Below are 14220 nucleotides of genomic sequence, written 5' to 3'. Positions count from 1 at the left end.
TTAAGCTTCGCCAAGAATTGTTTTTTGGTTTAAGATAGCATCGTTTTCTCTAAGTGGGCTCTCGACAAGTATTATGACTTCTTTTTCGGTACTGTTTGCATAGATTCTCATGGCTTCAGCGAATATACGGTAGTCGGGAAGGTTCAGGTCAAGCGGGATGTGTTTTCGCCTCCACACCGCAGAGAAGTGGAAATAGGCATGGTTGGTCCAGTAAGGCTCGGCAATAGAGATAACTGATGATAGGTAGTCATCGGTCGATTCTAGCTTATAGCCACGGCCCCAAATATGGCCCCAATCGATTACCGGATCTACCCCTCTTGTATTTGCACAGGTATGAAGGACAGTGTCAAGGTCGCCGATTCCTACATCATCGACCTCAAGGCCAATTGAAACAGGGCTTTCAGGCAGGCTGTTTAACGCGTCGATCAAGCGGTTCTTGGCTTCAGATTTGTTGCCGTGGGTATAGCCGGGGTGAATATAGACGGCTAAGCCATCTACAAGTTCAAGGACTTTGCGAAGAGCCATGATTTCTCTTATCGATTTTTCGAAAATTCTCTTATCTGGCGATGTTAGGACGGCAGAATTTCGCGCATGAAAGCTAAATTTTATATCAAAGACCTTGCCGAGGACCCGAATCTCGGATAGTAAGTCGGCAAATTTTTGCTCGACCTCTTGGGCGCTAGGTTGGTATTTAGAGTAGTCACCCCAGCCGATAGTCTCGGGAGGCATATTGTAATATCTTAAACCCCATCTGCTACAAGCCTTTATTATCTCGAGTGTTCTTCTGTACTCACCAAGGCCGTCCGGCCTGGGATTTTTTAGGTTCTTCTCAAGCGGCCTTGCCGAAAAGCCTACTCTAATCATTACATCAGCTCTCTAAAAAATCACATCAACCTGGCTAATATTTATCCGTTCCTTTAAGAGACTCGATATTGCGCCAATGAGCGCCAACGCCTATGTTTGGGTAGAAAAATGGTGATTATGTAAAACCGGCATCGACATGCCCGTCTTTATGGCAAAGCACAGTATCAAAGCACAGTATAGCTGGGGAGGAGACTGGCTATGGATGCGAATTTGCGGTGAGCAAGGTGCTGGACAAGGTGCGATTCAATAGCTTGATCCGGTAGCTTGCTGGAGTGGCCTGGCTTTAAGGCGTCCCAAAGGCCCGTTTAGATACTTAGATATACTAATTAATATGCAGGAGGGGTTATATCATTGCCTGCCATCTGGTAAATTAGTGATATTAGCTGGTGAAACTGGCTTTACATAAAGTGAGGAGGACTTAAGATAGAACAGCCTTTAAATATAGATAATCTGGTACCAATATTTGAGCATCCAATAGTTAGGGAGTTAAGCCGGTTATTTGAAAAGGCTGGCAAGAAACTGTATCTTGTCGGAGGAACGGTGCGTGATGCCCTTCTGGGGCAATTTCATGAGGATCTTGATTTTGCAACCGATGCCAGACCTGAACAAGTCATTGAGATTGTAAAACCTTGGGCAGATAACTTGTGGACGGTCGGTATAAGGTTTGGAACCATTGGTTTAACTAAAGGTCACCTTAAAATCGAAATAACTACGCTAAGAAAAGAGGTCTATCTCGATGAGAGCCGCCACCCTGTGGTCACTTTTGATACGAGCATCGAATTTGATTTATCAAGGCGCGATTTTACGATCAACGCTATGGCGGTCGAGCTACCTCAGGGGAATCTGATCGATCCATTTGGCGGACAAAGGGACCTTATTAAACGGATGATTCGTACCCCGATAAGCCCAGAACAAAGTTTCACCGACGACCCTTTAAGGATGATGAGAGCAATCCGTTTTGTATCCAACATGGGCATGCATCTTTCACCTGAGGTCGAAGAGGCTATAACTGTATATAAAGACGAGCTTACCAGGGTATCTACTGAACGTATAAGAGATGAATTTTCCCGGATACTTATCGGTCGCGAACCGGCGAAGGCGCTTCGCCTGATTCTCAGCACAGGATTGAGCGCAAAGTTTATCTCCGAGTTGGAAAGCTTAAAGATTACGCAAGATCCGGAATACCACCATAAAGATGTGCTGGAGCATACCTTAACGGTTGTTGAGCGGGTCGAGCCGGACTTAGCCCTTCGTCTAGCCGCACTTTTTCATGACATAGGAAAACCCGAAACCAAAGAGATAATCGAGGGCAAAGTTACCTTCTATAACCATGATATAGTCGGCATGCATATCGCTAAGAGAAGGTTGCGGGCGTTAAAATATCCTAATGCGATTGTTGGTGAGGTGACCAGGCTAATCTATCTTCATATGCGGGTCTACACATACAGGATGGGCTGGTCGGATAAAGCAGTTAGAAGATATATCCGTGATGCAGGAGAACTGCGCGGAAAGTTAAACGCGCTAATTCGTGCTGACTGCACGACTAAGAACCCGCGCAAGATGAGGCAGGCCTTGAGTGTTCTTGATGAACTTGAGGAGCGGATAATCAAACTCGAAGAGGCAGAGGAGACGGCAAAGATCAGGCCACCGATAGACGGTCATGAGGTAATGCAATATCTCGGCCTGCAGCCGGGTCCGTTAATTGGAGAAGCACTTCGCCTCTTACTTGATGCCAAACTTGAAGGAAAAATAGAGACCAAGGAAGAAGCATATAGATTATTGGATGAGTGGGCCAGGGAAAAAGGAATTAAGTGAAATGTTGGTCGGCTTAATAGCGGACATCCATAGCAATGCAGAAGCGCTAACTAGCGTACTTGACCGTCTGAGCAATGTTGGGGAGTTATGGTGCCTGGGGGATATAGTTGGCTATGGTTCTGACCCCGGCATATGTGTTGATTTAATGAAATCCCTGAAGAACAACAGCGTTATCGGCAACCATGACCTATGCGTCCTGCAAGATATTGATATAAGTGCATTTAGTGCAGAGGCAGCTGAGGCCTGCAAATGGAACCGAAACCATTTAAATAAGGATCAACTTGCCTTTTTGCAGTCACTTCCCATCTCAATCGAGCCGATACCTGGCGTTATTCTTGTCCATGGTAGCCCAGGGAAAGATATATGGGAGTACATATTATCATCTTGGCAGGCCGACGAGGTCTTCTCTGAAGTTCAAGCCTCTATTGTTTTTGTTGGTCATTCGCACATACCTCTTATGTTTATGAAGGCAGGGAGCGCTCCGGTTGAATACATACATTTAAGCAACGGTCAGGTTTTTGAACTTGATAGGCAGGGTGTTAAGTACCTGATCAACCCGGGAAGTGTTGGCCAACCTCGAGATGGCGACCCCCGGGCCAGCTATATGGTTTTCGATACAGATAACTACCGGATAGAATTTCACCGTATTGAATATCCAGTTGAGGTGACTCAGCAGAAGATGCTTCTGGCAGGGCTCCCAAGCTCTCTTTCCGACCGATTGGCAATAGGAATATAGGAAACGTTTAACTATAAATCACTACAATCCTACCCTGCTTAAATATATATCCCAGGTGCTAACGGGCTCAGACAAGATTGTTACTTTATACGGAAATCGCTTATTGATCAAATTCTCCAGGTCGTCCATACTAAAATTTACCTTCCTACTTCTGAACGGGAACTTACTCGAGCCGAAGCTAAGCCCGATATAGACGTGCTCGATTTTCTTATCGCTGCATTCGCGCTTCTTGATTTCAGACGTAACTCTGTCGAGCAGGCTTTGCTCGTTATAATCTGTGCTGACTTCTAGCGACATGAAAAGAGACGCTTTTCTGATGCCAGACTCCCCACCACCAATGGCAGATTCTGGGCTTTTCTTAATTTTCTTAAAATGCAATACCTCCTTCTCTTTTGGGTACGCCTTAACTATGTTCAGGATGGCTTGAGCAGCAAGGTTTGCCATTGCGCCTGGGTTTTTGATGGGTAATCCATTGCGCGGAAATTCAGCGATCACGCTACTTATAGCCTCGCTGTTGAGGACGCCCCGTAATTTCCAGGTAGGTACTGAATCCCTTGTAAACCAATGGCTAGCATAAGGCTTTCCTTTATAGTAGGTGGTTGATACAAGGAGGATGTCTGGCTCAAGTGGGAGCGTTGCAACATGGTGTCCGCCGTCAAACATTACACACCGGATGACCCCAGCTTCGCGAAGTTTTTCGGCCTCTCTCATACCCCATGAGTTTGCCCTAGCTGTATCTGCAGAAGTTGCCTCAACAATTGCATCTATCTTTTCTTCTATTGCGAAGTTATCTACAGCTTGTATTATTTTTCGTCTCTCTTTAGGGCTCTTTTGCTGAAGGTCAACGGGTTCGATAGTTGCCACAACATAATAATCTTTAAAATTTGGCGGGTTCTTATAGGTTTTGCCTGCAATCTCGGTTGCGGTGATCACCCATACCTTTCCCGATTCCAGTGCACGGCGCTTTGGGGAGGCAAGGTTTGCAACCGGACCCAGGATTTGTCCATTGGGTATCGACACGATATTGAAACGGGAGAGGATAAAGCTGGAGAACTCTGAAGCGATACTTTTCATCATCGGGCTGCTTGCCCATTCTGGATTTTGAAGTGCAAGTATAGCGATAAGGGCGGGAGTCAAAAACAGGGCTATGAGGATACCTGTAACGAGCCATCTCTTTGCCATGGCCTGATTATATAATGAAGCTTGATTATTTAAAATCAAGCTTCATAAGAAGGAAAAGCAAAATCTAGATTTTTGGACACTATTGGATTTGAACCAGGTGGGCGTTACTGGATTTGAACCAGTGACCCCTACCGTGTGAAGGTAGTGCTCTCCCGCTGAGCTAAACGCCCTTTTTATTTTGAATTTCTTTAACTATTATCCCAAATCGAGATAATAATTCAACTTTATTGAATTACCAAACCCCCGGTCTTTTTCTGTTTTAATCCTAAAAATTTTCCAAAATTTGCTAAAGTATCCTTCCTGAGAGCCCGATATATAAGCATAGATAGTGCAGCTAATAGCCCCGGGAATGAAAGAAAAATAATACGGTGGGGGAGATAGTACCACTGCCCGGGGGCTGCACTTTTTTTACAATATTTTTAAAACCCTCTAGCGCTTAGCGCTCTTCTCTGATTCATAAACCTGAAATCAAGTTATTCTTTGATTTTTCTTCAATTTTTTGACCGCTTGTTTTTGAGATGTTTGGTTTATCTATGAAGTTATCTGCCTTTTGTTTGCCTTAAAAATATTTATTTAGTTGGGCTCAACACCCCATTTTTCATTTGCATGGAAATTAATGTTATTTAAGGCATCGGGTTAATTGAATATATGTGGGTAAAATTACAGGAGAGACTATAAAAGTAAGGAGGCAGATAAAATGGCTGAGGCAGAACGCAAACCAGAGGCAAGAGCTGTGCCGGAAACGGGTATGGCTCCTCGTGAAGAAATGGGAGCAGTGTACCCAATGTTTAGAGGCGGTTATGTGCCTGCCTGGTATAGCCGCCTGAGCTGGGGTTCAATATTCGCAGGCGTATTCGTTGCAATAGCAACTGAGTTAGTTATTGCAGCACTGGTTACCTTGATCGGTCTTGCTGCGGTAGATGTGACAAACCTGGCAGGGCTGCGGAATATTCTTACAAATATTGGCATATGGACGGCAATTGGCGCATTGATCGCACTTTTTGTTGGCGCATTTGTCACCTCTAGACTTGCCATGGTGCAGTACATAAGCGATGGGATATGGCACGGCGTAACGGTATGGGCATTTTCGTTAGTAGCCGGTATACTGCTAAGCTCGCTTGGTATAACCGGAATTCTTGGTTTTGGCACCAACATCGCAGCGTTTATAAGAGGCATTCTTCCTGCAATAAGTGTTACACCTGCAGATGTAAGTACGCTAGTTGATGTAACCGCAGCCGGAGCCGGATGGTTCTTACTAGCGGCACTATTGTCTCTTGGTACGGCGATTCTTGGAGGATGGCTTGGCTCCCGCAGACTGAGCAGGTCGCAGGCAATGGAGAGGGCAGAACGTGAACGTATGGCCGCATAACTAGCGCATAACTGGCGGTAGCAAATAGTTTATAGGCTTGATAAGAGGGAGGCCGGAGTTTTCCGGCCTCCCTCTAGCTGCCAGCAAACCTTTTCCCGTAAAAAGTAAATACAACAACCAATCGGCAAAGGAGACGCAGGTATTTTTCCTTATGCGCAAAACATTTTTTCCTTACCCAGTTAAAAAATACATGAAACGGTTATATTAACGTAGGTTTATTACCGGTTTTAGCTTTAAGGTAAGAGTTGGTTTAGTCGGGGGTTGGATGCGCAGTATTCAGCGATTGGTTATAGGCCTAATCAAGTTAGGTTTTATATTCGCGTCGCTAGCGGTTTGTTTTTTCTTAATACTAACGGCCGTTTTTTATCTTGATGGGATGAAAGCGGCCGTTAACATCTCAAGTTCCTGTGTCTCCTGTAAAAAACCAAATATATCGCCTGTAATGCTGCGGATGCGCAGCAGGGATGGTTTTTTGTCTGGCAGGGACTGGGGGCTTGACCTGCCTTCTGTAACTACAGAGCCTGAGTTAGCGCCGGAGCTGTATCTAACCGAACATCAGAGTATCGCAGCTGGAAGAGCGAACTATTACCGAAATTTAGCCGGACTTGAACAGGTGACTTTGAACAACAATTTAAACAGGGCAGCTCAGGCGCACGCTGAGTATAATAACAGACACGGTCTTTCAGGGCATACAGAAAGAAGCGGACAAGCAGGTTTCTCCGGCGTTTGGCCTTGGGATAGGATGAGATCCTTTGACTATAGGCAATTTACCTATGCGACCGAGGTATGCAGTGTGCGCTGGGTATCAAGCAGTTACCCTTTAAGTATAGACCCTGAGTGGGCGGTCGATAGCTGGATTGATACTGTCTATCACCGTCTTGCTATATTGAGCCCTAATATATATGAGGCCGGTTTTGGGGCCAGCAAAAAAGGAGGTAGAGTAACCTATGTAATGGACTTTGCAAACCCAGGCTTTCCAATCAGGAGGCAGATCATCTGCTATCCTGTCAACGGGCAATATAACGTGCCCATAGAGTTCACGGGCGATGAAATTCCAGACCCGCTTCCCGGCAAAAAATATCCTGTTGGCTATCCGGTTACAGTAACTTTCAGCGGCTACAAAAATATCATTGTAAAAGATATTAAGTTGTTTGACGAGCAGGGTGATGCTGTCAAGTTTTATAAATTGCTTCCATTCTCGGATAAACATATCCAAGATACGCTTGCGGTAATACCTAAGTATCCGCTTAGAAACAGGGCTGTCTACCGCATAATTGTTCGTGCTGCAGCAGATGGCAGGCACATCAATTTGGATTGGCATTTTAGGACGAGATAGTTTATTTATAAGGGCCTTCATAAAGTTCAGAACCCTGTATATCTGATCCCTGGCCCCTATTTATCATGGTTGATGTGTCAGGCATTAGGGAATGTATGATAACAAACCCGAAATAGCCGTAAAACAGAGAGGCGATATGAAGTTAATACCAGTTGTGCTTTCCGAAAATATCGAGGATTACGGTCGTAAAATTGCTCAAGCCGAGTCATTTGCGGATTACGTCCAGGTTGATTTCATGGATGGCAAGTTCGTTCGCTCGAGCACTGTCTCGCCGGTTGATGTTGCAGAAGTTAAGACGAGTCTCAAGATGGAAGCACATCTAATGGTAAAAGACCCGATATCGTATCTTAAGCCTCTTGAGGGTACTGCTTTCAGAAGAGCGTTTTTTCATTACGAGGCGGTAAGCGACCACCATTCTATCATCAGGCAAATTAAGGACATGGGCATGCAGGCCGGCTTAGCGATTCTCCCACACACCCAGCTCGATGAGTTTATGGATCTGGCCAGTGAAGTTGATGCGGTTCTATTTCTTGCAGTAGATCCTGCAGTTTACGGATCGCCTTTTCATGTAGAGGTGCTGGAAAACATATACGAGTTTAAGTCGTTTTGTATGTCGGCTGAGGTGGGGTTGGACGGAGGGATTACGCTTGAGAACTTAGATATGATTATGGGCGTCGAACCGGATTTTATTTGCGTGGGTCGTGCGATATTTGATGCTTCCGAGCCGGCTATGTCTTTTTTAGAGTTTCAGAGGTTGATCGAAAAGTGAGACACTGCTGTGCCTGATGGGGGTGAGTATGCTGGCGATATCTGATATTGAAGAGCTGAAGATAGAGAGAATCGCCAACACACTCAGGCAAGATGTCATAAGAATGCTGCTTTCAGCGGGAAGCGGCCATGCAGCTGGTCCACTGGGGATGGCCGAGGTTTTCGCTGCACTTTACTTCCATATTATGAAACATGATCCGGCAAATCCGTCCTGGGGCGAGCGTGACCGGTTGATCTTGTCAAACGGGCATATCTGTGCAATCCTCTATGCGGCGATGGCTCGTGCAGGCTACTTTCCGGTTGAAGAGCTCCTGACATACAGAAAGATTGGTTCCAGGCTGCAGGGTCACCCGCATAACACGTCGCTAGCCGGTATCGAAAATACCGGCGGGCCCCTGGGTCAGGGGCTTTCTCAGGCGATTGGCAGAAGCATTGCCGGACTTTTAGATGGTAAAGGATATCGTGTTTATTGCGTTATGAGTGATGGCGAACATAATGAAGGCCAAACCTGGGAAGCAGTGATGTTTGCGGGGGATCGCAGGTTGAGAAATTTAACGGCTCTTATAGACAGGAACAATATCCAAATTGATGGGCACACGGAGGATATATTACCCCTCGAACCGTTTAAGGATAAGTATGAAGCAATGAAGTGGCATGTCATTGAAATAAACGGACATAGCGTGCGTGAAATAGTGGCGGCATGTCAGGAGGCTAAGGCGGTCTACGAAAAGCCGACAGTCGTTATATGCCATACTATTGCCGGCAAAGATGTGAGTTATATGGAAAACAATTACGAGTGGCACGGTAAAGCACCGACCCGTGAACAGGGGGAAGTCGCGCTTGAACAGTTAAGGGCAGAGGGCGAAAGGATAGAGCAGAAAATAGTAAAGTTAAGTGGCAAAACAAGGCTTTGATATACCTTAAGCGAATGTGCCAATGTCAAAATAAAAGACAGACTTTGGCGCTTTGGCACATTCACGCTGCCAGATCTACTGAAGGGGGCTCTAAAATCGTAAATTCAGATGCTTATCTAGTTAAGCCGCTATTTAGCCCAGACATAGAAAGGGCCGCAACACGTGATGGTTATGGCGAGGCGATTCTAGAGCTTGGCAAAGATGATCCGAGAATTGTAGTGTTGTGCGCCGATCTTGCTGAATCGACCAGGACACTTGCATTTGCGAAGAAATTCCCTGAGCGGTTTATCGAAGTCGGGGTCGCAGAACAGAATATGGCTGGCATTGCTGCAGGGTTAGCGCTTGAGGGTAAAATACCGTTTATGAGCTCGTTTGCTGTTTTTTCGCCCGGTAGAAATTGGGACCAGGTAAGAGTGAGTATCTGCTATAGTAAGGCGAACGTAAAAATAGCCGGTTCACATGCAGGTTTGCAGACCGGAGGGGATGGCGCTACACATCAAGCACTTGAAGATATTGCGATAACTAGATGCCTGCCCAACATGGTGGTTCTTGCTCCTTGCGATGCGCTTGAAACAAAGAAAGCTGTTTTTGCTGCAGCAAGGCACAATGGACCTGTATATATCCGGCTTGCGAGAGACAAAACCCCAGTTTTTACCACCTTGGAAACCCCTTTTAAAATTGGAAAAGCAGTTATGTTAAGTGCTGGCAGCGATGTCACGATTATTGCATGCGGCACAATGGTCTATCCTTCTCTTGAGGCTTCAAAAGCGCTGTTGGATGAAGGAATTTCAGTGCAGGTGGTAAATAATTCTTCTATTAAGCCGATTGATATTAGTATGATTATTTCTGCGGCGCGAGATACGGGCGCTGTGGTAACGGTTGAGGAACACCAAATCTACGGCGGTCTGGGAAGTGCGGTAGCCGAGGTTTTAGCAGCAAATTTACCGGTACCGCAGGAGATGGTTGCAGTTAAAGATATGTTTGGAGAATCGGGCGAGCCCAAAGAGCTCTGGCAAAAGTACGGACTTACTGTTGAAAATATCATAGCTCATGTTAAACGAGCGATTGCGAGAAAAAAAGCGCAAAATGGGTAGTAATTAACAGGCAGAAAGCATTATCAAACAAGAATAGGAGCTATTGATTTTGAGCGATTGTCTAGATAAATGTCCGGCAATAAAAAAGCATCCTTTTAAGATTATCGCTTTTGACTGGGATGGTACAGCTGTTGAGAACCGAATGGTTGATGCTCGGCCTGTGGCCGAGATACTCAACGAGCTGATGAAATTTGGCGTCTACATCGTAGTCATCACCGGCACAAACTTTGGCAATATCGACCGGCAGTTCTGTTCTCTAATTAAGGGTCCTGAAAAGCAGTTTCTGTACGTCTGCACTGATAGGGGTTCGGAGGTCTACGGTTTTGATGTTAATTCAGAACCCCTGAAACTTTTTAAAAGAGTCGCAACCGATAAAGAAAATGCACTTTTAGATAATGTAGCAGAAGCGGTAAAGCATGAAATCGAGGCGCACTCGAATGTCAATATCGAGATCATCTACAACCGCCTGAACCGGAGAAAAATCGATCTTATCCCAGAATGGGAAAATCCGCCAAAATCGCAAATCGGCGAACTTCTTGAGAAAACCGAAGAACGACTCAAAAAAGGCGGTTTTGAAGGTGGCTTGAGGGCAGCTTTTGACCTGGCGTTTAAATATGCCAAAGAGTTGGGTTTAAACGACGCGCGTATTACAAGCGATGTAAAACATATTGAGGTTGGCCTTACCGATAAGTCAGATTCAATAAAGTGGATTTTGGAAGAGCTGGCCAAAAAACGCAACATCCCCTTTGAGGATATCCTTATTCTGGGAGACGAATTCGGTCCAATTGCCGGATTTGAAGGCAGCGATTTTAGAATGTATCTACCCGACGTGGCTGGAATTACTTATGTATCAGTCGGTAAAGAGCCAAACGGTGTGCCTCCGGGAGTTATTCACGTTGGTGGAGGACCTTCTTGTTTCGCAGAGATGATGAAGGAGCAGGTTGAGCTTTATAAAAAGCTCAACCTGACGAGCGACTCGACTTTTATTCTTAATGAGGAAGGATACGAGCCGTTGCGTGAAAGAGAGATCGAGTCGCTATTTACTGTCGGAAACGGATATCTTGGTACACGCGGTTCCCTTGCTGAGCGAACGCCTGAATCCGAGCCGGCAACTCTTTTGGCAGGCATCTACGACAGGCCAAAGCCAAACGCGATTGAAGAGCTTTCTATAATACCCGATTGGTTATATACGCGCATCTGCATAGACGGTGTGCAGATTTCGCTTGAAGACGAAAGAAGCATTATCGAGCACCGGCGAATCCTAGACATGAAGAGAGGGATACTCAGGCGAGAATGGCGACATCGGGGAGAACATGGGCGCATTACCACGATAAAGTTTTTGCACTTTGCTTCGCTGGCTGAACCCCACGCTATGCTTATGAGGATTTCGGTAGTTCCAGAGAACTACCGGGGTGAGATTCGAGTAGAGACGGGTTTGCAGATGGCACAAAAAGCGGGCCTGACATCAAAGCCAGTTGAATTGCGCACCCTTAAAGACAATGAGGGCGTACTTATGGTTACGAAGACAAGGTATACCGGTTACACAATCGCACAGGCTCAGATAAGCCGCGTTGCGCCGGGAGCGGTAAGGCAATTTTACCGCACTTTTATAAACAAGACCGGCGTAAGCGAGGACTGGAGATGGCAAGCCAACCCTGGCCAGGTAATAGAGATAGATAAATTTGTCTCGATTTATACATCCAGGGATGTCGGTGACCCGATAAAATCTGCGAGTTCAAGCGTGTATGATTATGCGGCTCGTGGCTTCGACGAAATGCTTCTTGAACAAGTAAATACTTGGCAAGAGCGCTGGGACGTTGCGGCTATTAAAATCGAAGATGATGCAGAGGCGCAGCGGTGGGCTAATTTTGCCTGCTATCACTTAATTATTGCAGGGAATCCTTTTGACGAACGCGTTTCGATCAGTGCGCGGACGCTTACCGGCACCATTTATAAAGGGCATATCTTCTGGGATGCCGATATGTTCATGCTGCCCTTCTTTATCTATACACATCCACCTACCGCCAAGGCCATGCTCATGTATCGCTATCATACTTTGCCCGGCGCCCGAAAAGAAGCGCAGGAGCTGGGCTTAAAAGGTGCACTATTTGCCTGGGAGTCGACAATAACCGGAGAAGAGATGACACCCGAGTATGTTGTTGCACCAACCGGAGAAGTTATTCTTATCCTTACCGGCAAGATGGAGCAGCATATAAATGCTGCTGTGGCTTACGGTACATGGCAGTACTGGATTGCAACCAATGACGATGAGTTCTTTACCAATGCAGGGGCGGAAATTTTAATTGAGACTGCGCGTTTTTGGGTCAGCCGTGTTGAAAAGGACGAGGAGGGCATATATCACATTTTAAATATTGAGGGTCCTGACGAATACCATGAAATTGTGAACGATAATATGTACACGAATATGATGGCTGCCTGGAATATAGATAGAGCAATTGATGCTATACGTTATATGCGAGAAGCTCACCCGCAAGCCTGGGCAAGACTGAAAGAGAAGATCGAATTTGACTATCTTGAGATGGACGCATGGGAAGACGTTTCACGTAATATGTACCGAAACATGAAAGGCAGGCTTATAGAGCAGTTCGAAGGTTATTTCGATCTTAACGATATCAACGTTTACGATTATGAGGAGCGCACTGGTGCACTTGATACGATTCTTGGCCGAGATGCGATTGCCTCTTCCCAGGCGGTTAAACAAGCAGATGTAGTGATGCTTCTATATCTTTTGGAGAACGAGTTTAGCGAAGAGGTAATTAAGGAAAATTTTGAATATTACGAGCGACGTACTGGTCATGGAAGTTCGCTCTCACCTAGTATCTATGGGTTGGTGGCGGCAAGGCTGGGATTGACCACGCTTGCGTTAAGTTATCTTCACCAGGCTGGCACAATTGATCTGTCCAACAACATGGGTAATGCGGCAGGCGGGGTTCATGCCGCAGCTCTGGGCGGTCTCTGGCAACAGTTTATTATGGGCTTTGTCGGCTTAAGAAACGAAGTCGAGGGTTTATATATATATCCTAAACTTCCAATGCTGTGGAAGCGGATAAAGTTTACGCTTTTATGGCATGGGAATCGCTTAGATTTTGATATAGAGCGTGATAAGCAGATCACCATTACTGTCGGCGATAAAGGCGAGGCAAAAGTGGGCATATTTAAAAAGACAATACAGGTGCTATCGCGCGGTGGGGTCTACGTATCCAGCTGGGATGGTTCGACCTGGAGAGAGTTTACGGAGGCAGGACAAAAAGGTGCAGCATGAAAGACAGACCGGTTGTAATAATACCTCTTGATGGATCAGAAGCCGCAGTAAAGGCTTTTGGCGCGGCCGAGGCCATGACGAACATCATGGGAGCCTTGCTTTATATCGTCCATGTGACCGATAAGCAGATGACCGAAGAAGAGCTTCTTAAAAAACTTAAAATTGGGCGAATTGAAGTCAAGGACTTCTCGCTTCACCAAATCATTAACGCCGATGTTGTTGACGGCATTCTTAGATTTGCTGCAAGCGTTGATACGCAAATGATTGTAATGTCCAGCCACGGTTTGTCTTACAATCCCGAGAGATTATTAGGCAGTATAACGCTGGGGATAGTCCAGCGTGCCATCAATCCGGTTATGGTTATTCGACCTGATCTTGAGAAGCTGCCGGGTCCGGACTGGAGGCCGACCAAGATGCTGGTTCCCCAGGATGGCACACCGACTGCAGCTGCTGTTATGACCCAGGTGTACCGGTTGGCAGAACTTACGGGTGCCGATATTGATATTTTAAATATTGGCGTAGCTGGTCGGAAGCCACCAACTGAGGTAGGAGCACTTCCTCCACCAAGGTATTTGGACCATGCAGGCTATGACTGGGCTGCATGGTCTGCAGAATTTATAGAGCGATTTTACGCTCAGCGGCCTCCCGGTATAGAGTTGAGGCTGTTTGAGCGTGAAGGCGAGCCGGCAGATGTTATGATCAGGTTTGCCGCTGAAAACAGTGATGACCTCATAGCTTTGGGTTGGCACGGCCATCTTGAGCCGGGTCGTGCCGAGACAGTTAAAAAACTGTTAAGAGAGATGGATCGGCCGGTTTTGCTAATCTGGTCTAGAGAATGAAGTAAATTGCGAATTGCGAA

General features: G+C 46.1%; 11 protein-coding genes and 1 tRNA gene. 9 read left to right on the top strand and 3 right to left on the bottom strand.

Annotated elements, in window-relative coordinates; genetic code table 11:
- Positions 1–864, bottom strand: coding sequence for a hypothetical protein (locus K6T91_09750; protein ID MCL6473071.1), 864 nt, complete (start codon positions 862–864; stop codon positions 1–3).
- Between the two features lie 423 nt (positions 865–1287).
- Here K6T91_09750 and K6T91_09745 point away from each other — a divergent pair, with 423 nt between their 5' ends.
- Together K6T91_09745 and K6T91_09740 are read left to right on the top strand one after the other, a co-directional pair.
- Positions 1288–2679, top strand: a complete 1392-nt coding sequence (locus tag K6T91_09745; protein ID MCL6473070.1) for a CCA tRNA nucleotidyltransferase — start codon at positions 1288–1290, stop codon at positions 2677–2679.
- 1 nt (position 2680) lies between these two features.
- Positions 2681–3415 (top strand): metallophosphatase family protein, encoded by a 735-nt coding sequence (locus K6T91_09740; protein ID MCL6473069.1) that lies wholly within the window; start codon positions 2681–2683, stop codon positions 3413–3415.
- A 21-nt stretch (positions 3416–3436) separates the two neighbouring features.
- Here K6T91_09740 and K6T91_09735 read toward each other — a convergent pair whose 3' ends face one another.
- Both K6T91_09735 and K6T91_09730 read right to left on the bottom strand, forming a co-directional pair.
- Positions 3437–4597, bottom strand: a complete 1161-nt coding sequence (locus tag K6T91_09735; protein ID MCL6473068.1) for a hypothetical protein — start codon at positions 4595–4597, stop codon at positions 3437–3439.
- Positions 4598–4695: 98 nt separating this feature from the next.
- Positions 4696–4767: transfer RNA gene (locus tag K6T91_09730), tRNA-Val, on the bottom strand.
- A 527-nt stretch (positions 4768–5294) separates the two neighbouring features.
- Here K6T91_09730 and K6T91_09725 point away from each other — a divergent pair.
- The 7 genes from K6T91_09725 (at position 5295) to K6T91_09695 (ending at position 14200) form a co-directional block, all read left to right on the top strand.
- Positions 5295–5966 carry a hypothetical protein gene (locus tag K6T91_09725; protein ID MCL6473067.1) on the top strand — a complete coding sequence of 224 codons (672 nt, stop codon included), beginning with the start codon at positions 5295–5297 and terminating at the stop codon, positions 5964–5966.
- 265 nt (positions 5967–6231) lie between these two features.
- A complete protein-coding gene (locus tag K6T91_09720; protein MCL6473066.1) occupies positions 6232–7302 on the top strand; it encodes a CAP domain-containing protein in 1071 nt (356 codons plus the stop codon).
- Positions 7303–7438: 136 nt separating this feature from the next.
- Positions 7439–8071: a hypothetical protein gene (locus K6T91_09715; GenBank protein MCL6473065.1), complete on the top strand. Its 633-nt coding sequence runs from the start codon at positions 7439–7441 to the stop codon at positions 8069–8071.
- Positions 8072–8108: 37 nt separating this feature from the next.
- A complete protein-coding gene (locus K6T91_09710; protein MCL6473064.1) occupies positions 8109–8984 on the top strand; it encodes a transketolase in 876 nt (291 codons plus the stop codon).
- A 14-nt stretch (positions 8985–8998) separates the two neighbouring features.
- A complete protein-coding gene (locus K6T91_09705; GenBank protein MCL6473063.1) occupies positions 8999–10078 on the top strand; it encodes a transketolase family protein in 1080 nt (359 codons plus the stop codon).
- 49 nt (positions 10079–10127) lie between these two features.
- Positions 10128–13361, top strand: coding sequence for a glycoside hydrolase family 65 (locus tag K6T91_09700; protein MCL6473062.1), 3234 nt, complete (start codon positions 10128–10130; stop codon positions 13359–13361).
- A complete protein-coding gene (locus K6T91_09695) occupies positions 13358–14200 on the top strand; it encodes a universal stress protein (GenBank protein MCL6473061.1) in 843 nt (280 codons plus the stop codon). The genes K6T91_09700 and K6T91_09695 overlap by 4 nt, the downstream gene beginning before the upstream one ends.
- Positions 14201–14220 lie beyond the last annotated feature (20 nt).

The sequence above is a fragment of the Bacillota bacterium genome (assembly GCA_023511485.1).
GTDB lineage: Bacteria > Actinomycetota > Aquicultoria > Aquicultorales > Aquicultoraceae > CADDYS01.
Note: the sequence above shows the minus strand (reverse complement) of the source record. Positions and strands in the feature narration are given on the sequence as shown.

What these genes read in the sequence shown, in the direction of transcription:
- K6T91_09750 (MCL6473071.1), bottom strand. Translation starts at nt 864, where the DNA reads ATGATTAGAGTAGGCTTTTCGGCAAGGCCGCTTGAGAAGAACCTAAAA.
- K6T91_09740 (MCL6473069.1), top strand. Translation starts at nt 2,681, where the DNA reads ATGTTGGTCGGCTTAATAGCGGACATCCATAGCAATGCAGAAGCGCTA.
- K6T91_09735 (MCL6473068.1), bottom strand. Translation starts at nt 4,597, where the DNA reads ATGGCAAAGAGATGGCTCGTTACAGGTATCCTCATAGCCCTGTTTTTG.
- K6T91_09725 (MCL6473067.1), top strand. Translation starts at nt 5,295, where the DNA reads ATGGCTGAGGCAGAACGCAAACCAGAGGCAAGAGCTGTGCCGGAAACG.
- K6T91_09720 (MCL6473066.1), top strand. Translation starts at nt 6,232, where the DNA reads ATGCGCAGTATTCAGCGATTGGTTATAGGCCTAATCAAGTTAGGTTTT.
- K6T91_09715 (MCL6473065.1), top strand. Translation starts at nt 7,439, where the DNA reads ATGAAGTTAATACCAGTTGTGCTTTCCGAAAATATCGAGGATTACGGT.
- K6T91_09705 (MCL6473063.1), top strand. Translation starts at nt 8,999, where the DNA reads ATGTGCCAATGTCAAAATAAAAGACAGACTTTGGCGCTTTGGCACATT.
- K6T91_09695 (MCL6473061.1), top strand. Translation starts at nt 13,358, where the DNA reads ATGAAAGACAGACCGGTTGTAATAATACCTCTTGATGGATCAGAAGCC.